This is a genomic window from Pseudomonas botevensis, from assembly GCF_019145475.1.
Taxonomy (GTDB): Bacteria; Pseudomonadota; Gammaproteobacteria; order Pseudomonadales; family Pseudomonadaceae; genus Aquipseudomonas; species Aquipseudomonas botevensis.
This window is the reverse complement of sequence record NZ_JAHTKI010000002.1, coordinates 144,406-167,985: the sequence shown is the minus strand read 5'-3', so window position 1 is coordinate 167,985 and position 23,580 is coordinate 144,406. Positions and strand designations below refer to the sequence as shown.

Here is a 23,580-nt window from a genome sequence, read left to right as displayed (position 1 = left end):
GCCCAGGACTGACGTGATGAATGCTGTACCGATGACTGACGACGCCCAGGCGCTGATCGCCCGCACCGACTGGAGCCGCAGCCCGCTGGGCGCTGCCGGAACCTGGCCGCAAAGCCTGCGCACCGCCGTGGACATCGTGATTCACTCACCGATGCCGATGTTGCTGCTGTGGGGGCCGGAGCTGACGCAGATCTACAACAACGGCTTCGCCCTGCTGGCCGGCAACAAGCATCCGCACGCTTTCGGACAACCTGCACACCAGATATGGCCGGAACTTCGAGACTTTACCGACCCGATTTACAGCGCCGTCCTACAAGGCCAGGTGCGTACTTACAGTGAACGGCGCTTCACCCTGCAACGGGACGGCAAGGATTCCGACTTCTGGCTGGACCTGACCTACAGCCCGATCCGTGATGAAAGTGCCCGGGTCGCGGGGATTCTGGTCACTGCCATTGAAACCAACGAACGCCGACGCATCGCCCTTGAGCTGCAACAGCGTTCCGAGGAAAGCCTCAAGGCCCAGCAGCAGACAGAGGAGCGCCTGCAACTGGCTCTGGCGGCCACCGACGCCGTCGGCACCTGGGACTGGGACATCGGCGAAGACCGCTTTATCGCCGACGCTCATTTTGCCCAGTTGCACGGCGTCGATCCGGCGCTGTCCAGGCAACTGCCCATCAGTGAATACCTGCATGGCGTGCACCCCGAGGATCGCGCGTTCATTGCCCGCAGCATCCGCCACTGCATCACCCACGGCACCGAGTATGCCGAGGAGTATCGGCTGTTGCAGGCCAACGGCGAGCTGCGCTGGGTATTCGCGCGCGGGCGCTGCTACAAGGATCATCACGGTCGTCCCATGCGTTTTCTCGGCGCAGCGCTGGACCTGACCGAGCGCAAACACACCGAGCAGGCGCTGCGTCAGAGTCAGACCGAGTTGCAGTTGATCATTAACGCGATGCCGATTCTGATCAGCTACGTCGACCACGAACAACGCTTTCGCCTGAACAACGCCGCGTACCTCGACTGGTATGGCCTGACACCGCAGGAACTGTACGGCCGGACCATTCGCGAAGTGCTCGGCGATGAAGGCTACTTCCAGCGCGCGCCGTTCATCGACGAAGCGCTCGCCGGCCGCCCTTGCTCGTTCACGCTGTACACGACCCATCGCGATGGCAGTCAGCGCCACGCCTTGATGAACTACCTGCCGCGCCTCGGCCCGGACGGTGCGGTGAACGGTTTCTACATCTTCGTGATCGACGAAACCGAGCGCAAAAAGACCGAAGAAGCGCTGCGCAACCTCAATGAAACGCTGGAAGAACGGGTCAGCGCCCGCACTGAACAACTGGCCCAGGCCAACCAGCGTCTGCAGAACGAGATGTTCGAACGCGAACGCGCCGAAGACGCCCTGCGCCACGCGCAGAAAATGGAAGCGGTCGGCCAGCTCACCGGCGGCATCGCCCACGACTTCAACAACATGCTCACCGGGATCATCGGCAGCCTGGATCTGATGCAGCGTTACATCGACAGTGGCCGCACCGATGAAATCGGCCGTTTCACCGAAGCGGCGGTGTCTTCAGCCAACCGCGCGGCCGCCCTGACCCACCGTCTGCTGGCGTTCTCTCGTCGTCAGTCGCTGGACCGCAAGACCCTGAACGTCAACGAACTGATTCATTCCCTGGAAGACCTGATTCGCCGCACCAAGGGCGATCCGATCGAACTCAGCCTGCGCCTGGCCGAGGATCTGTGGCCGGTCAGCACCGATGTCAGCCAACTGGAAAACGCCCTGCTCAATCTGGTCATCAACGCCCGCGACGCGATGCCCGACGGCGGCGAACTGCTGATCGAAACCGCCAACGTCTACCTCGACGGCAACGACATCACCACCCTGGAACCGGTCAAGGCCGGCGACTACCTGATGCTCGCGGTCAGCGACAACGGCACCGGCATGACGCCCTCGGTGCGCTCCAAAGCGTTCGACCCGTTCTTCACCACCAAACCCATCGGCCAGGGCACCGGCCTCGGGTTGTCGATGATTTACGGTTTCGCCCAGCAGTCCGGCGGGCATGTCAGCCTCGACAGCCTGCCCGGTCAGGGCACTTGCGTGCGTTTGTATCTGCCGCGCCTGCAATCACTGGAAACGCATTACGCGCAGGAAGAACCGCGCAGCGAAGCGCCAACCGCCGCTGCCGGGGAAACCGTGGTGGTGGTCGAGGACGATCCGGCGGTGCGCATGCTGGTGGTCGATCTGCTCAAGGAACTGGGCTACCGCGCCCATGAAGCCGAGGACGCGAAAAGCGCCCTGCCGTTGCTGGAATCGGACATGCGCGTGGACCTGCTGGTGACCGACGTCGGTCTGCCGGGGATGAACGGCCGCCAACTGGCCGAGATTGCCCGGCAGCACCGGCCACGGCTCAAAGTGTTGTTCATGACCGGTTACGCGCAGAACGCCGCCGAACGCCAGGGCTTTCTCGAGGACGGCATGGACATGGTCGCCAAGCCGTTTTCCATTGATCTGCTGGCCGGCAAGATCCGCACGATGATCAGCCAAACGCCTTGAGTTGAGGCATAATCCGCGCCCCGCCGTCACCCCGCTATCAGGTATTGCACGATGAAAGCCCAAGCCCGCCACATTCTGGTGAAAACCGCCGAAGAGGCCGAACAACTCAAGCAACGCATCGCCAAGGGTGAGGCGTTCGATGTGCTGGCGAAGAAATACTCGACCTGCCCGTCCGGCAAACGCGGTGGTGATCTGGGTGAGGTGCGGCCAGGACAGATGGTTGGTGCAATCGACGCAGTGATCTTCAAGAAACCGCTGCGCACCGTACATGGGCCGATCAAAAGCAAGTTCGGTTATCACCTGGTGCAGGTGTTTTTCCGCGACTGAGGGGTTGCCTTGCGGGCCTCTTCGCGGGCGAGCCCACTCCCACAGGTGCTGTGCCGGACACAACAGTGTGGGAGCGGGCCATCCAGCACTTATCTGGGAATCAACGCCCCCGGCACCTGAATCACCCGGCTCGCCAAGCGATGCCCCGCCTCCGCGGCCTCGGCAGGACTGCCACCCATCAGGCGATTCGCCAGATACGCCGCACTGAACGAATCCCCCGCCGCCGTGGTGTCGACAACCTTCTCGACCTTCTGCGCCGGCACCGCAAAATGCTCCCCGTCGCAGCGAATCAGGCACGCCTCGGCGCCACGCTTGAGCACCACCTCCGGCGTGCCGATCTGCGCGTACGCCTCGAACACTGCGTCACAGTCGGCAAAACCGAACAACGCCTGTTCGTCATCCACCGTCAGCAACGCCAGGTCGACATGCGGCAACACGCTGCGATACGCAGCCTGCGCGTCTTCCCGCGAAGCCCACAGTCGTGGCCGGTAGTTGTTGTCGAAGACAATCCGCGCATCGCGTTGACGCGCTTCAATCAAGACTTCGATCAACTTCTCCCGTCCCAACGCGCCGAGTACCGCCAGGGTGATTCCGCTGAAATACAGCACGTCGTAATCCGGCAAGGCCGCCAGAATCGGCGCGGCGGCCGGGGTGGTGAAGCAGTCGCGCACGGCGGCTTCGTTGCGCCAGTAGAGAAAACGCCGCTCACCGGCGGCGTCAGTCTGGATGCAATACAGGCCCGGCAAGCGGCCCGGCAGGCGCTGGACTTGATCGAGGCCGATATTTTCAGCGGCCCAGATCTGGCACATCGCATCGCTGAAACTGTCATCGCCCAACGCGGTGACGTAATCGACCCGGGCCTTGTCGCCCATGGCGCGGGACAGATAGACCGCCGTATTGAGGGTGTCGCCGCCGAAGCTTTGTTGCAGGCTGCCGTCGGCGCGCTGCTGAAGTTCGATCATGCATTCGCCGATCAGGGCGATGCGCGGGGTGTTCGGGCCTAGAGGGCTGAGCGTGTTCATCAGAAACAGGTTTCCATCGATTCGATCACCGACAACTGTTCATCCACCAGCAACCCGACCCGCCACTTGTCGAACGTCAGGCATGGGTGCGAGGTGCCGAAGGAAATGATGTCGCCCACGCGCAATTCGACACCCGGCGCCACGGTCATGAACGCATGTTGATCCATCACTGCGGTCACCTTGCACGCACCGACGTCATCGCCCATCGCCGGCAGCACGCCGGCCTTGTAGCGCAGCAGCGGCACCGGCAGACCGGCATCGAACGCCACGTCGCGTTTGCCCAGGGCGATCACCGCGAAACCCGGCTCCGGCAGCGACTGCACATGCGCCCAGACTTCCAGCGCCGGGCGCAGGCCTTCGTGCAAATCACTGCGTCGGTCGAGCACGCAGCATTGCGCTTCTTTGTAGATGCCGTGGTCGTGGGCCACGTAACTGCCGGGCCGCAGCACGCTGAGGAAGCGCCCGCCGGCATTCTGTGCCTCGAACGACTCGGCGATCAGGTCGTACCAGGCCGAACCCGACGCCGTGATGATCGGTTTCGCGATGGCGAACGCGCCGCTGTCCTGCAACTGCACCGCCAACCGCACCAGCGACGCGGCGAACTCACGAATGCCACTGACCGCGTGATCGCCGTGGATCACCCCTTCGTAACCTTCGATGCCGGTAAGCGCCAGCGCCGGTTGGGCGCCGATGGCCTTCGCCAGTTCGATGACTTCCTGCTCGCTGCGGCAACCGCAACGGCCGCCGACCACGCCGTACTCGATCATCACGTTCAGACGCACGCCGCGCGAGGCGAAGTAGGCGCCCAGGTCGGCGACGTTGTCCGGGTGATCGACCATGCAATAGAAGTCGAAAGCCGGATCGGCCAGCAGATCGGCAATCAGCGCCATGTTCGGCGTGCCGACCAACTGGTTCGCCATCAGCACCCGGCGCACGCCGTGGGCGTAAGCCGCGCGGGTCTGGGTCGCGCTGGCGAGGGTGATGCCCCAGGCGCCGGCATCCAACTGTCGGCGAAACAGCGCCGGGGTCATGCTGGTCTTGCCGTGGGGGGCGAGCTGCGCGCCGCTGTCGCTGACGAATTTCTGCATCCAGCGGATGTTGTGCTCCAGCGCTTCACGGTGCAGCACCAGCGCCGGCAGGCTGATGTCGCGCACCAGTTGTGCGCCGATGGCGGCGTCGCCCTTTTCCACGGCAGCAGTGTTGTTGGCAGTCGTCATGGTCGAACTCCTCGCATTCGCGCCCGCTGGCGGTCGCGTTTATTCGTTGATCCGCCGGGCGAGGCTGTTGGCGCTCTCGATCAAGACCCGGCGGTAGTCGTTGTAATTGTTCTTGGCATCGGCGCGCGGCGCGACGATGCACAGGGTACAAATGGCAATGCCGCCGGGGTCTTTGACCGGCGCGGCGAAGCAATGGGTGAAGGTGTCGGCGACGCTGTCGAAGGAGAAGAAACCGTCGAGCCCGGCCTGACGGATTTCCTTGAGAAACGTCTCCATCGGCAAGCGTTCGCCATCGGGCAGGATGAAATCGTCGGGGTCGATCAGGTCGCTGATCTGCTGGTCGCTCAGGTGCGCCAGCAACAGGCGTCCGGACGCGGTCCAGGGGATCGGCGCGTTCTCGCCGATGTCGGAAGAAATACGGAAATGCCGCTCCCCTTCCTTCATCAGCGCCACCGTGTATTTGCGCCCGTTGAGCAGGCACATCTGCGCGGTTTCCCGGGTCTGGCTGACGATTTCCTGCAAGGCGTGATCGGCCTCGCGACTGAGATCGAAATGCCGCAGGTGCGCCTGCCCGAGGAAGTAGAGCTGGCGACCGAGATAGACGTGACCCTCCTTGCCCACCGGTTCGAGAATCCGTCTTTCGAGCAACGAGGCGACCAGTTCGTAGACCGTGGATTTCGGGCTGCCGATGCCGTTGGCGATGTCGTTCGGGCGCAATGGCTGGCCGATTTCCTTGAGAAAATCGAGGATGTCGAACGCCCGGTCCAGACCGCGTGCCCGGCGCTTGATGGTGTCTTCGGTCATGTCATTGGATTCCCATTCAAAGTGCCGGGATGGTAACTGGCCCTTGGCGTTGTGTCAGTTGGGTCGCAGCCCTCACCCCTCGCCCAAACCAGTCCCCTCTCCCTCGGGAGAGGGTCAGGGTGAGGGGCTACGCCCGGTCAGCCGACGCCGCTCTCAAGCCTTCTTCTTGTACGCAATGCAATCGATCTCGACCTTGCAGTCGACCATCATGCTCGCCTGCACACAGGCCCGGGCCGGTGCATGCTCGGGCTTGAAGTACTCGCCAAACACCTTGTTGAAGCTGCTGAAATCCCGTGGATCGTCCAGCCACACCCCGGCCCGCACCACATCTTCCAGGCCATAACCGGCCTCTTCGAGAATCGCGATCAGGTTCTTCATGGTCTGGTGAGTCTGCTCGACGATGCCGCCAACAATGATCTCGCCATCCACCGCCGGCACCTGGCCGGAAACGTGCAGCCAGCCATCGGCTTCAACTGCGCGCGCGAATGGACGTGGCTGGCCGCCGGCGGCGGTGCTGCCGGTGCCGTATCGAGTAATGTTCATGGATGTTTCTCCTGATTGAAAAAGTGAAAAGTCAGAACCGCGTGCTTTTGAGAAACTCAGCCAGACGCGGCGATTGCGGGCGTTCGAACAGTTCCTTGGGAGGTCCCTGCTCTTCGATACGCCCCTGATTCATGAAAACGATCTTGTCCGAGACCTCGAAGGCAAAACGCATTTCGTGGGTCACCAGCAGCATGGTCATGCCGTCCTCGGCCAGGCCCTTGATCACGTTCAGCACCTCGCCGACCAGCTCCGGGTCGAGGGCCGAGGTGACTTCGTCGAACAGCATCAGGCTCGGGTTCATCGCAATGGCCCGGGCGATCGCCACGCGCTGCTGCTGGCCGCCGGACAACTGGCCGGGAAAGTGATCGCGCCGCGTCAGCAGGCCCACCCGTTCCAGCCACTTTTCGGCCAGAGCGACGGCCTCGTCCTTGTGCATCTTTTTCACCTTCAACAAGCCGAGGGTGACGTTCTGCAACGCGGTGAGGTGCGGAAACAGGTTGAATTGCTGGAACGCCATGCCGGTCATCGCACGATGGCGGGCGATGACTTTTTCCGCGTGGCGCACGCGTTTGCCGTTGAGTTCGTCATAACCGATGGATTCGCCGTCGAGCAGGATCTGCCCGCCCTGGAATTCCTCGAGCATGTTCACGCAACGCAGCAGCGTGGTCTTGCCCGAACCGCTGGAGCCGATCAGCGTCACCACATTGCCGCGCTGCATGCTCAGGTCGACACCCTTGAGCACTTCCACCGCGCCGTATTGTTTATGCAGGCCACGGATGTCCAGCAGCGGTTGAGTCTGTGAAGCAACTTGAGCTTGAGTCATGGCAAGGCCACCCGCTTTTCAATGTGCCGGCCGAGTAATTCGATGCCGTAGTTGATGACGAAGAACAGAAAACCGGCGAACAGATAGAACTCCAGGGTCATGAACGTCCGCGCGATGATCTGCTGGGTGCTGAGCAGCAGTTCGGCCACACCGATCACCGAGAGCAGCGTCGACGCCTTGACGATTTCGGTGGACGAGTTGACCCAGGTCGGCAGGATTTGCCGCAACGCCTGGGGCAACAGCACATAGCCGAGGGACTGATAAAACGTCAGGCCGATGGCCTTGCTCGCTTCCATCTGCCCGCGAGGCAAGGCCTGCAACGCACCGCGCACGATCTCGGCCACATGGGAGCCGCAGAACAGCGTCAGGCCCAGGGCGCCGGCCTGAAACGCGCTGATCTGCCAGCCCAGCGCCGGCGCCATGTAGAAGCAGGCCAGCACCAGCACGAACACGGGCGTGCCGCGAATCAGGTCAACGTAAAAGCGGAACGGCGCGCGCATCCAGAACTTGCCGTAGGTCAGCACCAGGCCGGCGAACACACCGACCAGCGTGCCGAACAGAATCGCCAGCGCCGACACCTGCACGCTGGTCAGAAAGCCTTGCCACAAGGCTTCGCGGGCGATCCACAACTCATGCAACCAACTGGGGGATTCGTACATCGCAGCCTCCTAGCGGCGGATCGCCAGACGCTGCTCGAGAAACCGCAGCAGCATGGCAATGAGGTAACAGGCCGCGACATACAACGCCGTGGTCACCAGCCAGGTTTCGATCACCCGGTAGCTCTCGACGTTGATCTTGCGCGCGTAATAGGTCAGCTCCGGCACCGCGATCGCGGCGGCCAGCGAGGTGTCCTTGAACAGCGAAATGAAGTTGTTCGACAGCGCTGGCAGCACGTTGCGCAGCATCACCGGCACGGTGACATAGGCTTTCACCTGCCACTCGCCCAGGCCGATGGCCAGCCCCGCTTCGCGCTGCCCTTTCGGAATGCTCAGCAAGCCGCCACGGAACACTTCGGTCAGGTACGCCCCGGCATACAGCGACAGGGTGATGATGAACGAGGGAATCTTGTCCAGACGGATGCCCAGGCTCGGCAATGCAAAGTAGATCAACAGAATCAACACCAGAATCGGCGTGTTACGGATCACCGTCACGTACACCGATGCCAGCACCCGCAGGGCGCGATGCTTCGACAGCAAGGCAAACGCCATCAGCAGGCCGATCACGCAGCCGATGGCGATCGACACCAGTGCCAGCTCCAGGCCCAGACCGAGCCCCGCCAGCAAGGTGTCGAAATCGCGCCACACGGCGGCAAAGTTCAACTGATAGTTCATGGTCGGCAGTACCTTGAGCGGAGCGCGCAGCGGCGCCCCACTCTCACGGGATCATTTGAATTCAACAGGGAAACCGATTTCCGGGCTTGGGAGATCCACGCCGAACCACTGTTTGAACGAGGCCGCGTAGGTCGGGAACTCAACGCCGGTCATGGCTTCATGCAGGGTGGTGTTGACGAAGTTCAGCCAGTCCTGATCGCCGCGCTTGACCGCACACGCATAGGTCTGCGGGCTCCAGGCGTAAGCCGGGCTGCGGTAGCGACCAGGGTTCTGCACCATCAGGTATTTGACCGAAGACTGGTCGGTGGCAGCGGCATCGGCGCGGCCGGAGTTCACGGCCTGATACATCAGATCGACGCTGTCGTACTGATCGACCTTGGCCTTGGGCAGCGCCTGATGCACCAGTTCCTCGGCGTATACGTTCTGCAGCACGGCCACCGTCACGCTGTCACCGGCGGCTTTGAGGTCTTCGATTTCCTTGTACTTGCTGTTGGCCGGCAGCAGCAGGCCGACGCCTTCGCGGTAGTACGGCAAGGTGAACGCCACTTGTTGCGCGCGACTGGCGGTGACGGTGATGAACTGGCAGCTCATATCGACCTTGTCGGTCAGCAGATTGGGAATCCGTGCATCAGACGACTGCACCACGAATTCGACCTTGCTCGGATCATTGAACAATCCCTTGGCCACCATCCTGGCGATATCGATATCAAAACCCTGCAACTTGCCGTCCGCGCCCTGGAAGTGCCACGGCGCATTGGTGCTGCCGGTGCCCACAATCAGTTTTCCACGGGCCAGAACGCTGTCGAGCTTACTGTCGGCCGCCTGGGCCATGCCCATGACAGCGGACGAAGCCGCGAGAACAAAAACACATGCTTTTAACAAGGAAGGTCGGCGATGCATGGCAAGCACTCCAGGAGGATGTTTATTCCGCTATACCGGAACACGGTTTGTAACAACGGAATAGACAGCAGAAAGTGTGCCACAGGATTCGCCAGGAATCTGTAGAGGTTTGAAATGTTTTTGGAATCAAGGGGATGCGGGATGTTGGGTGGCGGGTGTTACGCGAGGTGTCATGTTCGCTGCGCTACCGTTGGCTACATCGGTCGAGTAGCAGGTTCCCAATTGGGTTCGGTTGAACTGGTTCGGTGCAGCATTGCCAGGGAACCGGAAAGACGTTCAGTTTTGAGCTTTCACCATCAACGCTTGGCCGCGTCTTTGTAAACGTCGTCCCGCTCTCTTTTTCCTATCGCGATTACAGTGACGATCAATGCTTCATCCCTGACGCGATAAACCATTCGATACCCCGCCCCCCGAAGTTTGATCTTGTATGCATTCCCCAAACCTCGAAGTCGATCAGCGGAAACATGCGGATTGACCAGTCGCTCCTGAAGTTTCTTCTTGAACTGTGCCCTCAGATCCGCTGCGAGTTTCTTCCATTCCTTCCAGGCCTTCTCAGAAAACTCCAACTCATAGGTCATCAATCGAGACCTTCACAGTAGGATCGTTCTCTCGCTCTTTACAAAGAGCGATCAGTTCGAGATCTTCCAGGCGCGCCATCATTGCCTCATACGCCTTGGCAGGGACGCAGTAAAACGCCGGCTCATTCCGGTTCAGGATAGCCACGGAGAGCCCGCCCCCGGCGGCTACTGTGCCCATAGGGTTTCTTTTTAGTTCAGAAATGCTGGCCACCACCTGCGAAAGAACGATATGCGTCATGAGATTGCTCCTAAGAGTGCTTTGAAAGGTGCTAAAAGTAGCACTCCAAGGCGCACCCGACCTATACCTCTTGGATGTAAAAGCTACATCAGGATCCGTGTTCATAACCCTCAATTTCCCATTCAAGCCGCATCTGATTGCATTAGAAAAAACGACTTAAAACCTACCACGGCTCACGATTCTGCATTTCTCTATCAGTTGTCAGATTTTTCCTGCTCTTCGGAGAGATAGGTTTCTGATGCGCCCGTTAACACCTGTAATTTCTGACAGTAGACCGGTTTGTCTTCTGACCTTAAGGTCGAGAGATCGCTGACGATCACTCACAAGGAGACACCGATGAGCAGGAACTCCAAGCAGCCAAGCCTGCCTCCGGTCTATCGCAAAGCCCTCCACACCTGGCGCCCGGTCATCCTGTATTTCGCCAATCAGCATTGCTTTGCCTGCGAAATCGCCGGGCCGATCTTTCGCCGGGTTGCCGAGCCGTATCGGCATCGGGCCAGCATCTACATGCTCAATACCAGCGAGTGCCCGCGCCATCCGAAGGTCACCGGGACGCCGACAATGCTGTTCTACAAGGACGGCAAACTGTTGAAACACCTTAAAGGCATCCGTGACGAGGGCACCTTGGTTCGGGTCTTCGCCGAGCACATCGGCAAGGTCAAGGCACCGGCCCCACGGCGCAAGCGGCTGCACGATCTCGCCTGGCTGCGCCGCACTCTTTGCACCCTGCGCACCATTCCCGATGTACGTCGACGGAGCTTCGCCTGAAAGTGCCCCACCCAGAGCCATAAAAGCAGAGGACCCTCAATCAGGCTTCAATGGTTTTACCCGGATGCCCGTCCATGGATAATGGCGCGTTGCTATCGCCTTCATCAAAAGGGAATTAAGCCTTGAGCGGATCCACATCAAAAAACAGGTTTCCATGGGAGGACACACTGATCCTCGCGTTCAGGGACCTTCAATGGCAGAAAACCGTGGCGCAGTTTATGGACTCCCTGACGATTGACAATTCAGTGGCCAGCTTCCTCCAGCGCAAACTGTGTTCTCCGGCTCCACCGCTGCTCGCAAAGCTGGACGGGGCTGCGGAAAATGCCACCGGAGATGTACTGACCTCGGCGCAACAGCGTTACTTTTTACTGGAATTCAAATCCGGCCTTTCCAAATCGTCCACGGAATCGGGCAAGTTCATCTTTGATCTGATGTCGCTGGTGGATCCAGGCAAGCAGGAACACGAAAAATTCGTGACGCTGTCGAAGGCCGGTCACTTTCTGGTGGTCGGAAAAAGAGCCGATGCCAAGGCACAGAGCAAGGGTGTCAACGCCTTTGGCGAAGGACGAGCGCTGGCTCTGACGGCTCACCCGTACTTGAATATCTTCGGTAGCACCGTCGACAAGACTGGCGAGATTTCGGTTGAAAAACTATTGCGGGGGCAGGTCGGCTGGGATTTCACTGAAATGCTCGCCTACCTTCAGCTATTGGGTCGCCTGCACGAAGCAACCGAAGGGGGTGCCGGGCACCCGATGAAAGTTGCCATCGCCACCCAGGACGGCATTTTCTGGCCGTTTAGTGATTTGCTCGACGTGCTGAGCATGTCACGCCTGTTCCGGCAATCCCTCGAACACGATGGAAAAGAACTTCTGAATGCATATTTAGACAAGTTCAAGAAACTGGGGCCGTTCTTGAAGGATGTGTTACCAACACTGAAGTCTATTCGGCCGAAACCTGACTCGACAAAGGGTAGCGAAAACGATCGCTCCTCCAACCCGAGCGGTTTGAGTGCTAAACGCTGAACCTTTCGAATAACGCCGGATAACCTGGACCGGCAGCAAGCACGGTGTTCCAGGCAAACGCCCGGAACACCGCGCATCGATCATCAATCCGCCTCGCGCACCAGCAACACTCTTGTCACCCTGCGCTCCTCGACCGCCATCACGGTCATGCCCCAGCCGTCATGCACTAAGCGGTCGCCCTTGATCGGCAAGCGATCCAGCAGACTCATCACCAACCCGGCCAGGGTCTGGTAGTCCTCGGTCGGCTCGGCACCGAAACCGGTGTGCTGGCGGATCCGCGCCAGGTTCAAGGCACCGTTGACCACAAATCCGCCCTGCTCCTCGACCACGTCCGGACCGGCGATTTCGCTGGCGTCCGGCAGTTCACCGGCGATCGACTCAAGAATGTCGGTCATGGTCAGGACGCCGACAAAGTCGCCGAACTCGTTGACCACGAACGCAATGTGGGTCGACGCCGCGCGCATTTGCTCCAGCGCATTGAGGATCGAGTAGCTGTCGAGCAGGTTGATGGTCTTGCGCGCAAGGTGTTCCAGATTCGGCTCATTGCCGGCCAGGTATTCCTTGAGCAATTCCTTCTTGTGCACGAAGCCCAGCGGTTCATCCACCGCGCCGTTACGAATCAGCGGCAGGCGCGAGTAGGACGAGTGCATCAATCGTGTACGAATCGTCTCGGTATCGTCGGCCAAATCAACGTGATCGACATCGGCTCGCGCGGTCATCAAGGTCCGGATCGGGCGCTCGGCCAGTTGCAGCACGCCGCTGATCATCACCCGTTCACGGCGGTCGAACAGCTCCGCATTCGGCGCTTCACCGTCGTCGAGCAAGTCGGAAATTTCCTCGCCGACCTCCTCGACCGCCAGCTTGCGTCCGCCCAACAAACGCATGACCGCATGCGCCGTGCGCTCACGGATCGGACGCAGGCCCTGCATCGAACGCTTGCGTCGGGCCCGGGCGATCTGGTTGAAGACCTCGATCAGGATCGAGAAACCAATTGCCGCGTACAGGTAGCCTTTCGGGATGTGGAAGCCCAGACCTTCGGCGGTCAGGGCAAAACCGATCATCATCAGGAAGCCCAGACACAGCATGATCACCGTCGGGTGCGCGTTGACGAAGCGGGTCAGCGGCTTGCTGGCGACGATCATCAGGCCGATGGAAATGATCACCGCGATCATCATCACCGCCAGTTCATCGACCATGCCCACAGCGGTAATCACCGCATCCAGCGAGAACACCGCGTCAAGGACCACGATCTGCGCCACGATCGGCCAGAACAATGCATAAGCGGTGTTGCTGGTGCGCTGGCCGACATGGCCCTCCAGCCGTTCGTGCAACTCCATGGTGGCCTTGAACAACAGGAACACACCACCGAACAGCATGATCAGGTCACGGCCGGAGAAGCTCTTGCCGAACACTTCGAACAACGGCTGCGTGAGGGTGACCAGCCAGGAAATACTCGCCAACAGGCCCAGGCGCATGATTAACGCCAGGCTCAAGCCGATGATCCGCGCGCGGTCGCGCTGATGGGGCGGCAACTTGTCCGCCAGAATCGCGATGAACACCAGGTTGTCGATGCCCAGCACCAACTCCAGCACGATCAATGTCAACAAGCCCAACCAGGCCGTGGGATCCGCTAACCATTCCATAAAATGTCTCGATCTCTCTTCAGTGAATTCAGGCTGCCGGACACGGCAAAGCGCGGCGCGAAAGCTCGAAGGCTGCGCTGTCAACGATAGTCGGAAGTCGGAAGACCGGATGCTGCGAGTGCGTCAAGACCGCGCCATGGCGCGAGGTGAAGGGGTAACTGGGGGGCTCCGTGAGGGTGTTCATGCAAGTCCTGAAAGGAAAAAAGGACTCGCAGAGTACAGGCTGAGGTAACTTTTCCCACAGCTGGAAATCATTTCAAAATCTGTACAGCCTTCAAAAACTTCGCGGGCAAGTCCGCTCCCACGAGGGATCTGTGGCGCTTATGAATTCTCTGACGATCCGTCCCGCAGCTTGAGTTTTTCCAGCATCCGGTCGGCGTTCGCGCCACAACTCATGCCCTCGGGCCGGGAGCGAACGTTTTCGATCGTTGCCAACAGATGGGCCTTGCTCTGCGCAAGGTGCGCCTGCATCGCTTCGATCTGCTCGACTTTGCCTGTCAGCGCCGCCACCAGTTCCTCTTCCTTGAACTCGCCGGTGGCGTTGTCCGGCAACAGCGCCTTGAGTTCTTCAAGGCTGAATCCGGCCTGCTGCGCGAGTTGAATGATGTGGAGCGATTGCAGCACTTGCGGCGGATAACGCCGATAACCATTGCCCAGGCGCTCGACCTTGGGGATCAGTCCCTGAGCTTCATAGAAACGGATTCGCGAAGCGCTCAGGCCACTCTGTTGCGCGAGTTCTCCAATCTTCATTTTCACCCTCGATTTACACGCTTGACATTAAAGTTAACTTTAAGCTTAGCCTCTCCCCATCACTGATGAGGAGTCAAGCATGTCGCCCTTCCAAACTCTGCAACTGCCCAACGGTCAGACCGTCGGCAATCGTATCGCCAAAGCCGCCATGGAAGAAAACCTCGCCGATCGCGAGCAGGCACCTTCCGAAGCGCTGTTCAATCTGTATCAAGCCTGGGCGGCCGGCGGCGCCGGGCTGTTGCTGACCGGTAACGTGATGATCGACCGTCGCGCGATGACCGGTCCCGGCGGTGTGGTGCTGGAGGATGAACGGCATCTGCGCCGTTTCGAGCAGTGGGCGAAGATTGGTCGCAGTGGCGGCGCGCAGTTCTGGATGCAGCTCAATCATCCCGGCCGCCAGACCTTCGCCAAACTCGGCCAGCAAGCCCTGGCGCCGTCGGCGGTCGCATTGGAAATGGGTTCGTTCTCGAAGATGTTCGCCCAACCCAAGCCCATGACCGACGACGACATCGAAGAGGTCATCCAGCGTTTCGCCACCAGCGCCGCCCTCGCCGAGAAAGCGGGCTTCAGCGGCGTGCAGATTCATGCGGCGCACGGTTATCTGTTGAGCCAATTTCTTTCGCCGCTGAGCAATCGTCGTACCGACCGCTGGGGCGGCTCCCTGGAAAACCGCGCGCGCCTGCTGCTGTCGGTGGTCGAAGCGGTGCGTCAGGCGGTTTCACCGCAGTTCTGCGTGGCGGTGAAGCTCAACTCGGCGGACTTTCAACGCGGCGGCTTCGACACCCACGACGCGCGTCAGGTGATCGAGTGGCTCAACGAATTGCCGATCGACCTGCTCGAACTCTCCGGCGGCAGCTACGAAGCTCCGGCCATGCAGGGCGAAGCGCGCGACGGACGGACTCTGGCCCGTGAGGCGTACTTTCTGGAAATGGCCGGTGAACTCGCCAGCGTGGCGCGGATGCCGGTGATGGTCACGGGCGGGATTCGCCGTCTGCCGATTGTCGAGCAAGTGCTGGACAGCGGTGTCGCCATGGCCGGGATCGCCACGGCGCTGGCCATCGAGCCAAATCTGGTCAAGCACTGGCGCGAAGGCCGTGACAGCCAGCCGCAATTGCCACCGATCCGCTGGAAACGCAAAGCGCTGGCATCGTTGGCGAACATGGCCGTGGTGCGGTTTCAGATGGATCGTTTGAGCCGTGGACGCACACCGCGTCCTGGGGTGTCGGCGCTGTGGGCGCTGATTCGTGACCAGATCTATCTGGGTCGTCGGACCCGGCAGTATCGGCAGGCGATGGAGGTGTGAGGGCTGAGGCTCACTGACTCAGCCGCCGCTGATTCCTGTGACCGAATCCAACCCATCGATATGCCGATAATCCGCGCCCAACGCCTGCGCCAGCTCTTTGGCCCGGCCCAGGCGGATCGGCCCGCGCTCGATGTCGATCAACAACCCCGGACACGCCAGCAGCGGCAGTCCGGACAAGGCTTTCAAGCGCCCATCAGTCACCACCAACAAGCGCTGCTGCTCGGCGGGAAAGCGCTTGCGCCGCACCGTCAACCATTGCTCGGCCTGCACCAGCGCCGCGCGCAACGGTGTGCCGCCGCCCGCGCCCAGACCATCGAGCCACAGCCGCAATCCGCTGGAGGCCTTCAACCCCTGGACCTGCCATCGCGGCACGCTGCCGCTGGCAGTCAGTAACGCGAGCCGCGCACGCTGTCGGTAGGCGTCATCGAACAGTTGCGCGAGCAAGCCCTTGGCATCGCTCAACGCTTGATGACGTCGGGTCGAGGCCGACGCATCGACGATCACCAGCCACAACTCGTGAGGCGTGCGGGTACGCAGTTGGAACAGCAGATCGGCACGGCTCCGGGGGCGTCCGTTGAGCAGCGTTGCCGGCCAGTTGACCGAACCGCTGCGCGCGGCGTGACGCTTGCCCTGGCGTCCATTGTCCAGCCGACCGGCGCGGGGTCTGGCATTCGCCCCCGCGTCGGATCGGGGGCGAATGCCTACGGCTTTTTTGGCCAGCCCGGCACTTCACGGCGCGCGCCGGTGGCGAGTGCCGGCGCCGGCAAATCGCCCCACTGGCCCTGCCCTTCACTCGGATTGGCCGGGTGGGTGGCCGGCGATTGCGGCGGTTGTTGCGGACTCGGCGCGGCGTGTTCACGGCGGCGATGACGCAGGGCGAATTCGGCCACAGCGTCAATGTCCTGCTCGGCAATCTGCGCAGCGCCACGCCAGGCCGCGTGCGCCCTCGCTGCCCGTAACCAAACCAGATCGGCGCGCAAACCGTCGACGCCAGCGGCAAAGCAACGCTCGGTAATCTGCGCCAACGCGGCGTCATCCAAAGGAATGCCCGGCAACGCCTTACGGGCGTTTTCGCAGCGCGAGCGCAGCGCCTGTTGCTCGGTTTCCCACTGCGCGCAGAACCCCTGGGGGTCACTGTCGAAATCCAAACGACGGCGGATGATCTGCCCACGCTCGGTCGGCGCGGTATGACCGCCAAGGGCGACGTTCAAGCCGAAACGATCCAGCAATTGCGGGCGCAATTCGCCCTCTTCCGGGTTCATCGTGCCGATCAGGACGAACTTCGCCGAATGCCGATGGGAAATGCCGTCGCGCTCGATCAGGTTGGTGCCGCTGGCGGCGACGTCGAGCAGCAGATCCACTAGATGGTCCGGCAGCAGATTCACTTCATCGACGTACAACACGCCGCCATCAGCCTTCGCCAGCACGCCGGGAGAAAACTGTGCGCGACCGTCACTCAGTGCGGCGTCGAGGTCGAGGGTGCCGACCAGCCGCTCTTCGGTGGCGCCCAGCGGCAAGGTGACGAACTGACCGCTGGCGAGCAGATCCGCCAGGCCTCGGGCCAGGGTCGACTTGGCCATGCCACGCGGGCCTTCGATCAGCACGCCGCCGATTTTCGGATCGATCGCGGTGAGGTACAGGGCGAGCTTGAGGTCATCAGCGCCGACCACGGCGGAGAGCGGGAAATGGGGGGTGTCGGTCATCTGGATTTTCTCTGTCGTGGTCTTCGGTGTGCGTTGGAACTACAGGGTGAGGGGCTTTGAAACTGTCACCCCTCTTCCTCAATATCCAGCAGCAAATTCTCCAGCGCCTCACGGTAATCCCCGGGCGCCTTCCACATCCCGCGCTGCTGCGCCTCCAGCATCCGCTCAGTCATGTCCCGCAGTGCATGGGGATTGTGCTCGCGGACGAAATCCCGGGTCGCCGGGTCCAGCAAATAGGCATCTGCGAGCAGCGCGTACTGGTGATCGTCGATCAACTGCGTGGTCGCATCGAAGGCAAACAGGTTATCGACCGTCGCCGCCAGTTCGAAGGCGCCTTTATAGCCGTGGCGCTTGACCCCGTCGATCCATTTCGGATTGGCCGCCCGGGCGCGGATCACCCGGTTCAGTTCTTCCTTCAAGGTGCGGATCTTCGGCAGGTCCGGTTGGCTGTGATCGCCGTGATAACTCGCCGCCGCTTCGCCGCGCAGGCTCTCCACCGCCGCGAGCATACCGCCCTGGAACTGGTAATAGTCGTTGGAATCGAGCAGGTCATGCTCGCGATTGTCCTGGTTCTGCAACACGGCTTGCACCTGGCTCAGGCGCTGAACGAACTGTTCACGGGCCGCAGTGCCTTCGTCGGAACCGCCGTAAGCGTAGGCGCCCCAGTTCAGGTAGACCTCGGCCAGATCCTCGCGGCTCTGCCACAGGCGACCGTCGATCGCGCCCTGCACGCCCGCGCCGTAGGCACCGGGTTTGGCGCCGAAGATCCGCCAGCCGGCCTGACGCCGCGCTGCGTCTTCGTCCAGCCCGGATTGCAACAAGGCTTCGCGCTCGGCTCGGACCCTGGCAGCCAGCGGATTGAGATCGTCCGGCTCATCCAGCTCCGCCACGGCTTGCACCGCCGCATCGAACAGGCGGATCAGATTGGCAAAGGCGTCGCGGAAAAATCCGGAAACCCGCAACGTCACATCGACCCGAGGCCGGTCGAGCAGGCTCAACGGCAGAATCTCGAAATCATCGACCCGCTGACTGCCGGTGGCCCACACCGGACGCACACCCATCAACGCCATCGCCTGGGCAATGTCATCGCCGCCGGTACGCATGGTCGCCGTGCCCCAGACCGACAGACCGAGCTGGCGCAAATGATCGCCGTGATCCTGCAAATGCCGCTCGAGAATCAGGGTGGCCGACTGGAAACCGATGCGCCACGCGGTGGTGGTCGGCAGGTTGCGCACGTCCACCGAGTAGAAGTTGCGCCCGGTCGGCAACACATCGAGGCGCCCGCGACTTGGCGCACCGCTCGGGCCGGCGGGGACGAAACGTCCGCTCAGGGCGTCGAGCAAACCACGCATTTCGGCGGGGCCGCAGGCGTCGAGGCGTGGGGCGACGACGTCGCGCAGGTGGCTGAGTATCGTGTTGACTTCAGACCATTGCGTTTCTTCGTGCGGGACCGGGTGGGTCAGTGCCTGCGTGATCAGTTGCGCGGCGAACAACTCAAGACGTTCGCGAGTGTCCCCGGCGGTGCGCCAAATATCATCGCTCACAGCTTGTAACGCTTGTGGACGCGGCCCGCCCCAAGGCTCGGCGAGTGCGCAATCCAGTGGATCGAAGCCCAGCGCAAACGCCCTCGCCAACGCCCGCAACAAACTCGACTGCGCGCCCTTGCCATCCCCTCGCGGAATACGCAGCAACGCCAGCAACGTGTCGATGCGCAACTGCCCGGCCGGCGATTCACCGAAGATGTGCAGACCGTCGCGGATCTGCGATTCCTTCAGATCACACAAATAAGTGTCCAGCCGTGGCAGCCAGATCGCGGCATCGGCGTCGCTGTCGAGACTGGCGTCGAGTTGCAATTCGCGGTCGATCTGCGCCTCGCGCACCAGTTGCAGAATGTCGCGCTGCAATTCCCGGGCACGCCGGGGATCGAGCAGTTGCGCCTCGTAATACTCGTCGGCCAGCAGTTCCAGGTTGCGCAACGGGCCGTAGGTTTCGGCGCGGGTCAGCGGCGGCATCAGGTGGTCGATGATGACCGCCTGGGTACGGCGCTTGGCCTGGGCGCCCTCGCCCGGATCGTTGACGATAAACGGATAGATATTCGGCAGCGGGCCGAGCAGCGCGTCCGGCCAGCAGTTTTCGGACAGCCCCACGCCCTTGCCCGGCAACCATTCGAGGTTGCCGTGCTTGCCGACGTGGATCACGCCATGGGCGCCGTAGGTGTGGCGCAGCCAGAAATAAAACGCCAGATAAGCGTGGGGCGGAACCAGATCCGGGTCGTGATACACCGCGCTCGGATCGACCTGATACCCCCGCGCCGGCTGAATGCCGACGAAAGTCAGGCCCAGGCGCAGGCCGGCAATCATCATCCGCCCCTGGCGACACATCGGATCGTTTTGCGGCGTGCCCCAGCGTTCCAGCACCGCCGCGCGATTGGCTTCGGGCAAGCGGTTGAACATCGCCAGATAGTCATCCATCGCCAGGCTTTGCATGCACGGCCGCTGATCCAGCGTGTCGAGGTCGTTGCTGACGCCGCCAAGCAATTGGCGAATCAATTCGCTGCCGCTGTCCGGCAACTGCGCCGTCAGCGGATAGCCCTCGGCCTGCAACGCGCGCAGGATATTCAGCGCCGCCGCCGGCGTGTCGAGTCCGACACCGTTGCCGATGCGCCCGTCACGGGTCGGGTAATTGGCGAGGATCAACGCGATGCGTTTTTCGCCGTTCGGCACCCGCGCCAGATCGCTCCAGCGCCGCGCCAGCTCGGCAACAAAATCCATCCGTTCGGGCGCCGCCCGGTAGCAGACCACGTCGGATTGACTGCGCTCGCTGCGCCAGGCCAGGTCCTTGAAACTGATGGGGCGGCTGATGATCCGCCCGTCGAGCTCCGGTAATGCAATGTGCATCGCCAGGTCTCGCGGGCCAAGGCCCTGCTCGCTTTCGCGCCAGCCCGGTTCGTTGTCCTGGGCACAAATCGCCTGGATCACCGGGATATCGCGCCGAAACGGCCGCAGATGTGGCGCTTCGGGGCTGGACTGGGCAAATCCGGTGGTGTTGAGAATCACCGAGGCCGAGACTTCATCGAGCCAGTCCTCGACCACCGACAGGCAACCCGGCTCCTTGAGGCTTGCCACGGCAATCGGCAACGGATTAAGCCCCGCCGCCTGTAAACGCTGGCAGAAAACATCGATGAACGCGGTGTTCGCCGCCTGCAAATGCGAGCGATAAAACAACACCGCCGCCACCGGGCGTTCGGGCAACCAATCGGCTTGCCAGTCGCTCAGTGCGGCGGTGTTTTGATTTGGATGGTAAATCGCCGTGCGCGGCAGGGTTTGCGGCTCGCCCCAGGGGTAATCGCGCGCCAGCCAACGGTTGGCCAGACAACGGAAAAAATCCAGCGCATTGCCCATGCCGCCCTGGCGCAGGAACTGCCAGAGCCGGTCGCGATCCTCGGCGCCGACGGTGCTCAGGTCGCTGAGCTCCGGATCGGGACGGTCATCACCCGGCACCAGAATCACCTGCACCCCGCGCTCGGCCAGTTCGACCAGACGCTCGACCCCGTAACGCCAATAGGCGATCCCGCCGTGCAGGGAAATCAGAATGACCTTGGCGTGGCGCAGCACCTCGTCGACGTACAGATCCACCGACGCGTGATTCTGCACCTGCATCGGGTTGGCCAGACGCAGGCTCGGGTAATCCTCGGGCAACTGCTGCGCCGCTTCGGCGAGCAGCGCCAGGCTGGAATCGCCGCTGCACAGGATCACCAGTTCGGCGGGGGTTTGTCCAAGGTCGGCGATGTTGTCATCCGACACGAAACCGCCGGGCTGGGTCCTGAGCAGGTGCATGGCTTAAACGCTGAGTGCGGCGCGCAGTTGCGCTTCAAGCCGGGCAGCGTTCAGTTCCTGGCCGATCAGCACCAGCCGGGTGACGCGCGCTTCATCGGCGCCCCACTGACGGTCGAAGTGCTTGTCGAAACGCGTGCCCACGCCCTGGATCAGCAGGCGCATCGGCTTGTTCGGGATCGCCGCGAAACCCTTCACCCGCAGGATGCCGTGCTGAACCACCAGTTGCGTCAGGGCGTCGAGCAGCAGGCTCTCGTCGGCTTGCGGCAGCTCGATGGAGATCGAGTCGAAGGCGTCGTGATCATGGTCGTCGTGGTCATCATCACCATCGTGATGATGGTCGTGATGACTGTGGCGGCTGTCGATGTGCTCTTCGGAACCGGCGCCAAGGCCGATCAGCACGTCCAGCGGCAGACGGCCGTTGCTGGCTTCGATGATTTTTACCGCTGGCGGCAGCTCTTCGGCGACCTCCAGGCGCACGCGGACCAGATCTTCCGGACTGGCTTGGTCGGCCTTGTTGAGGATCACCAGGTCGGCGCTCGCCAGTTGATCGGCGAACAGTTCGTGCAGCGGCGATTCGTGATCCAGGTTCGGGTCGAGTTTGCGCTGGGCGTCGACTTGATCCGGGAACGCAGCAAAGGTGCCGGCGGCCACGGCCGGGCTGTCGACCACGGTGATCACCGCGTCAACAGTGCAGGCGCTGCGGATTTCCGGCCACTGGAAGGCTTGCACCAGCGGTTTTGGCAGGGCCAGGCCCGAGGTTTCGATGAGGATGTGGTCGAGATCACCGCGACGGGCGACCAGTTCACGCATCACCGGGAAGAACTCTTCCTGCACCGTGCAGCACAGGCAGCCGTTGGCCAGTTCGTAGACGCGGCCGGTGGCTTCTTCTTCGGTGCAGCCGATGGTGCATTGCTTGAGGATTTCACCGTCAATGCCCAGCTCGCCGAACTCGTTGACGATCACCGCGATACGGCGACCCTGGGCGTTGTCGAGCATGTGCCGCAGCAGGGTGGTTTTACCCGAGCCGAGAAAACCGGTGACGATGGTGACGGGAAGTTTGGCCAGTGTTTTCATCGGATGCCCTTTGGCAAGGTGGCGGGCATACGGGACGAGAACCGGCCACGCAGACACGCGCCGGAAGCGTTCGCCACCGGATCACCCCGCCCGGTTGTAGTGAGAATCTGTATCGAGGCAGGTCTCCTGGCTGACGGCGTTCGGGACTTGGCCCGGCATTCGCTGCGCCTTCCCGCGAGCTCCGTGAGGGGAGCCTGCAGTGGCGTGGCAGCGAACAGCACCGTTCACAGTTGCGGGGGCAGCCGCGGCTTGGACCGCGTTCCCTTCTTAGCTTCGGCACGCGCCGAAGAACCTCGAAAGCGCAAGGCTACGCAGGGTATGGGGATGGGTCAATGCTTGGTGGATTTTGAGATTGGGGGCATATCCGTTGCTTCGGGTGCTGCCGCTGGCGGTTTCGCTCTTACAGCGAGTCACTTTTGGCAGGAAAACACCCCCGCTCGGCTTGCCGAAGGGGCAAAAAATTGAGAGCTACACCAAAAGCCAGATCAGAGCCCCTCACCACTCAACACGATGAGTGTTAGCTCGAGTACAGCTTTTGATCTCGAGGCCCGTCGGCAGGCTGAGTGGAGGGATTGATCCGGGGGTGGGAGCGTAGCGACCGTTTGGCGAAGCCAAACACATCGAGAGGAGGTGCAGCGAAGCAAACCGTAGGCGATGCCCCCGGATCAATCCCGCAACGAAGGAACCCCGAGCCTAAGCGAGGGGCCGTACGTCAGGGTAGAGCCTTTTGGGTTACCTTTTCGGCGTTTGGAAAAGGTGACTCGCCGTAAGGGCGAAACCGCCAGCCGCAACACTCCATAAAACGGATATACCCCCCATTCAATTGACTCAAATCCCTAGACCATGCTCTCCTACACACCTTGTTACGGGTGCCCTGCAAAGGGTGAAACGGGAAACCGATGAATCATGTGCTTTACTCAAAAGCCATGTCAGTCCGGTGCTGCCCCCGCAACGGTAAGCGAGAGAAGCGTCAGATCCACTGTGCCACGGCATGGGAAGGTGATGCTTGCAGGTAGGCCAGATGCCACCCCTCGCGAGCCCGGAGACCGGCCCGCAACACACAGCGCGTACCTTGCGTCGCTGAACATAACAAACCCGCGGTGGGCGGGCGCTGTTCGAGCCTCTGCGTGCCTGACCCGCAGGG

At 61.7% G+C, this 23,580-nt stretch carries 21 protein-coding genes and 2 riboswitches; of the genes, 5 read left to right on the top strand and 16 right to left on the bottom strand.

Annotation, left to right across the window (positions count from 1 at the left end; all coding sequences use genetic code 11):
* Positions 1 to 16: 16 nt before the first annotated feature.
* Entirely contained in the window at positions 17 to 2,554 is a 2,538-nt protein-coding gene (locus KVQ74_RS04390; RefSeq protein ID WP_217829776.1) for a PAS domain-containing hybrid sensor histidine kinase/response regulator, read from the top strand.
* 51 nt (positions 2,555 to 2,605) lie between these two features.
* Positions 2,606 to 2,881: a peptidylprolyl isomerase gene (locus KVQ74_RS04385; protein WP_003225447.1), complete on the top strand. Its 276-nt coding sequence runs from the start codon at positions 2,606 to 2,608 to the stop codon at positions 2,879 to 2,881.
* An 89-nt stretch (positions 2,882 to 2,970) separates the two neighbouring features.
* On the opposite strand, the gene KVQ74_RS04380 is transcribed toward KVQ74_RS04385, so the two are convergent.
* The 10 genes from KVQ74_RS04380 to KVQ74_RS04335 all read right to left on the bottom strand — a co-directional run bounded on the left by KVQ74_RS04380 (position 2,971) and on the right by KVQ74_RS04335 (position 10,337).
* A complete protein-coding gene (locus tag KVQ74_RS04380; RefSeq protein ID WP_217829775.1) occupies positions 2,971 to 3,903 on the bottom strand; it encodes a sugar kinase in 933 nt (310 codons plus the stop codon).
* On the bottom strand, positions 3,903 to 5,120 hold the full coding sequence (locus KVQ74_RS04375; RefSeq protein WP_217829774.1) for an amino acid deaminase: 1,218 nt from the start codon (positions 5,118 to 5,120) through the stop codon (positions 3,903 to 3,905). The genes KVQ74_RS04380 and KVQ74_RS04375 overlap by 1 nt, the downstream gene beginning before the upstream one ends.
* A gap of 39 nt (positions 5,121 to 5,159) precedes the next feature.
* A complete protein-coding gene (locus KVQ74_RS04370) occupies positions 5,160 to 5,924 on the bottom strand; it encodes an IclR family transcriptional regulator (protein ID WP_217829773.1) in 765 nt (254 codons plus the stop codon).
* 153 nt (positions 5,925 to 6,077) lie between these two features.
* Positions 6,078 to 6,467 (bottom strand): RidA family protein, encoded by a 390-nt coding sequence (locus KVQ74_RS04365; protein WP_217829772.1) that lies wholly within the window; start codon positions 6,465 to 6,467, stop codon positions 6,078 to 6,080.
* 31 nt (positions 6,468 to 6,498) lie between these two features.
* The gene (locus KVQ74_RS04360) at positions 6,499 to 7,290 is read right to left on the bottom strand and encodes an amino acid ABC transporter ATP-binding protein (protein ID WP_217829771.1); all 792 of its coding nucleotides are present in this window, start codon (positions 7,288 to 7,290) and stop codon (positions 6,499 to 6,501) included.
* Positions 7,287 to 7,949 (bottom strand): amino acid ABC transporter permease, encoded by a 663-nt coding sequence (locus KVQ74_RS04355; protein WP_217829770.1) that lies wholly within the window; start codon positions 7,947 to 7,949, stop codon positions 7,287 to 7,289. Before KVQ74_RS04355 ends, KVQ74_RS04360 begins: the two co-directional genes overlap by 4 nt.
* Positions 7,950 to 7,958: 9 nt before the next feature.
* A complete protein-coding gene (locus tag KVQ74_RS04350; protein ID WP_217829769.1) occupies positions 7,959 to 8,621 on the bottom strand; it encodes an amino acid ABC transporter permease in 663 nt (220 codons plus the stop codon).
* 51 nt (positions 8,622 to 8,672) lie between these two features.
* Positions 8,673 to 9,521, bottom strand: coding sequence for a transporter substrate-binding domain-containing protein (locus KVQ74_RS04345; RefSeq protein ID WP_217829768.1), 849 nt, complete (start codon positions 9,519 to 9,521; stop codon positions 8,673 to 8,675).
* 296 nt (positions 9,522 to 9,817) lie between these two features.
* Positions 9,818 to 10,099, bottom strand: coding sequence for a type II toxin-antitoxin system RelE family toxin (locus KVQ74_RS04340; protein WP_217829767.1), 282 nt, complete (start codon positions 10,097 to 10,099; stop codon positions 9,818 to 9,820).
* Positions 10,089 to 10,337, bottom strand: a complete 249-nt coding sequence (locus KVQ74_RS04335) for a type II toxin-antitoxin system Phd/YefM family antitoxin (RefSeq protein ID WP_217829766.1) — start codon at positions 10,335 to 10,337, stop codon at positions 10,089 to 10,091. The genes KVQ74_RS04340 and KVQ74_RS04335 overlap by 11 nt, the downstream gene beginning before the upstream one ends.
* Positions 10,338 to 10,673: 336 nt before the next feature.
* Between KVQ74_RS04335 and KVQ74_RS04330 the strand changes: the two genes are divergently transcribed.
* On the top strand, positions 10,674 to 11,105 hold the full coding sequence (locus tag KVQ74_RS04330) for a thioredoxin family protein (RefSeq protein WP_217829765.1): 432 nt from the start codon (positions 10,674 to 10,676) through the stop codon (positions 11,103 to 11,105).
* 122 nt (positions 11,106 to 11,227) lie between these two features.
* Positions 11,228 to 12,127 (top strand): hypothetical protein, encoded by a 900-nt coding sequence (locus KVQ74_RS04325; RefSeq protein WP_217829764.1) that lies wholly within the window; start codon positions 11,228 to 11,230, stop codon positions 12,125 to 12,127.
* Between the two features lie 83 nt (positions 12,128 to 12,210).
* On the opposite strand, the gene KVQ74_RS04320 is transcribed toward KVQ74_RS04325, so the two are convergent.
* Together KVQ74_RS04320 and KVQ74_RS04315 are read right to left on the bottom strand one after the other, a co-directional pair.
* Positions 12,211 to 13,770: a TerC family protein gene (locus tag KVQ74_RS04320; RefSeq protein ID WP_217829763.1), complete on the bottom strand. Its 1,560-nt coding sequence runs from the start codon at positions 13,768 to 13,770 to the stop codon at positions 12,211 to 12,213.
* A gap of 321 nt (positions 13,771 to 14,091) precedes the next feature.
* The gene (locus KVQ74_RS04315) at positions 14,092 to 14,520 is read right to left on the bottom strand and encodes a MerR family transcriptional regulator (RefSeq protein WP_217829762.1); all 429 of its coding nucleotides are present in this window, start codon (positions 14,518 to 14,520) and stop codon (positions 14,092 to 14,094) included.
* 79 nt (positions 14,521 to 14,599) lie between these two features.
* Here KVQ74_RS04315 and KVQ74_RS04310 point away from each other — a divergent pair, with 79 nt between their 5' ends.
* A complete protein-coding gene (locus KVQ74_RS04310; RefSeq protein WP_217829761.1) occupies positions 14,600 to 15,823 on the top strand; it encodes an NADH:flavin oxidoreductase/NADH oxidase family protein in 1,224 nt (407 codons plus the stop codon).
* A gap of 18 nt (positions 15,824 to 15,841) precedes the next feature.
* Here KVQ74_RS04310 and KVQ74_RS04305 read toward each other — a convergent pair whose 3' ends face one another.
* The 4 genes from KVQ74_RS04305 to cobW all read right to left on the bottom strand — a co-directional run bounded on the left by KVQ74_RS04305 (position 15,842) and on the right by cobW (position 22,436).
* Complete coding sequence (locus KVQ74_RS04305; RefSeq protein ID WP_217829985.1) at positions 15,842 to 16,543, bottom strand: vWA domain-containing protein; 702 nt, start codon at positions 16,541 to 16,543, stop codon at positions 15,842 to 15,844.
* Positions 16,525 to 17,526, bottom strand: coding sequence for an ATP-binding protein (locus KVQ74_RS04300; protein WP_217829760.1), 1,002 nt, complete (start codon positions 17,524 to 17,526; stop codon positions 16,525 to 16,527). Before KVQ74_RS04300 ends, KVQ74_RS04305 begins: the two co-directional genes overlap by 19 nt.
* A 65-nt stretch (positions 17,527 to 17,591) precedes the next feature.
* On the bottom strand, positions 17,592 to 21,362 hold the full coding sequence (gene cobN / locus KVQ74_RS04295) for a cobaltochelatase subunit CobN (RefSeq protein WP_217829759.1): 3,771 nt from the start codon (positions 21,360 to 21,362) through the stop codon (positions 17,592 to 17,594).
* A 3-nt stretch (positions 21,363 to 21,365) separates the two neighbouring features.
* A complete protein-coding gene (gene cobW, locus KVQ74_RS04290) occupies positions 21,366 to 22,436 on the bottom strand; it encodes a cobalamin biosynthesis protein CobW (RefSeq protein WP_217829758.1) in 1,071 nt (356 codons plus the stop codon).
* Between the two features lie 99 nt (positions 22,437 to 22,535).
* A riboswitch (cobalamin riboswitch) is annotated at positions 22,536 to 22,747 on the bottom strand.
* A gap of 539 nt (positions 22,748 to 23,286) precedes the next feature.
* A riboswitch (cobalamin riboswitch) is annotated at positions 23,287 to 23,505 on the top strand.
* The last annotated feature ends 75 nt before the right edge of the window (positions 23,506 to 23,580 follow it).

Bases quoted from the DNA above. Each gene is read 5' to 3' on its own strand.
- KVQ74_RS04385 (WP_003225447.1), top strand. From the start codon at position 2,606: ATGAAAGCCCAAGCCCGCCACATTCTGGTGAAAACCGCCGAAGAGGCC.
- KVQ74_RS04355 (WP_217829770.1), bottom strand. From the start codon at position 7,949: ATGTACGAATCCCCCAGTTGGTTGCATGAGTTGTGGATCGCCCGCGAA.
- KVQ74_RS04345 (WP_217829768.1), bottom strand. From the start codon at position 9,521: ATGCATCGCCGACCTTCCTTGTTAAAAGCATGTGTTTTTGTTCTCGCG.
- KVQ74_RS04380 (WP_217829775.1), bottom strand. From the start codon at position 3,903: ATGAACACGCTCAGCCCTCTAGGCCCGAACACCCCGCGCATCGCCCTG.
- KVQ74_RS04335 (WP_217829766.1), bottom strand. From the start codon at position 10,337: ATGACGCATATCGTTCTTTCGCAGGTGGTGGCCAGCATTTCTGAACTA.
- KVQ74_RS04340 (WP_217829767.1), bottom strand. From the start codon at position 10,099: ATGACCTATGAGTTGGAGTTTTCTGAGAAGGCCTGGAAGGAATGGAAG.
- cobW (WP_217829758.1), bottom strand. From the start codon at position 22,436: ATGAAAACACTGGCCAAACTTCCCGTCACCATCGTCACCGGTTTTCTC.
- KVQ74_RS04320 (WP_217829763.1), bottom strand. From the start codon at position 13,770: ATGGAATGGTTAGCGGATCCCACGGCCTGGTTGGGCTTGTTGACATTG.
- KVQ74_RS04310 (WP_217829761.1), top strand. From the start codon at position 14,600: ATGTCGCCCTTCCAAACTCTGCAACTGCCCAACGGTCAGACCGTCGGC.
- KVQ74_RS04300 (WP_217829760.1), bottom strand. From the start codon at position 17,526: ATGACCGACACCCCCCATTTCCCGCTCTCCGCCGTGGTCGGCGCTGAT.
- KVQ74_RS04370 (WP_217829773.1), bottom strand. From the start codon at position 5,924: ATGACCGAAGACACCATCAAGCGCCGGGCACGCGGTCTGGACCGGGCG.
- KVQ74_RS04330 (WP_217829765.1), top strand. From the start codon at position 10,674: ATGAGCAGGAACTCCAAGCAGCCAAGCCTGCCTCCGGTCTATCGCAAA.
- KVQ74_RS04390 (WP_217829776.1), top strand. From the start codon at position 17: ATGAATGCTGTACCGATGACTGACGACGCCCAGGCGCTGATCGCCCGC.
- KVQ74_RS04365 (WP_217829772.1), bottom strand. From the start codon at position 6,467: ATGAACATTACTCGATACGGCACCGGCAGCACCGCCGCCGGCGGCCAG.
- KVQ74_RS04360 (WP_217829771.1), bottom strand. From the start codon at position 7,290: ATGACTCAAGCTCAAGTTGCTTCACAGACTCAACCGCTGCTGGACATC.
- KVQ74_RS04375 (WP_217829774.1), bottom strand. From the start codon at position 5,120: ATGACGACTGCCAACAACACTGCTGCCGTGGAAAAGGGCGACGCCGCC.
- KVQ74_RS04350 (WP_217829769.1), bottom strand. From the start codon at position 8,621: ATGAACTATCAGTTGAACTTTGCCGCCGTGTGGCGCGATTTCGACACC.
- cobN (WP_217829759.1), bottom strand. From the start codon at position 21,362: ATGCACCTGCTCAGGACCCAGCCCGGCGGTTTCGTGTCGGATGACAAC.
- KVQ74_RS04315 (WP_217829762.1), bottom strand. From the start codon at position 14,520: ATGAAGATTGGAGAACTCGCGCAACAGAGTGGCCTGAGCGCTTCGCGA.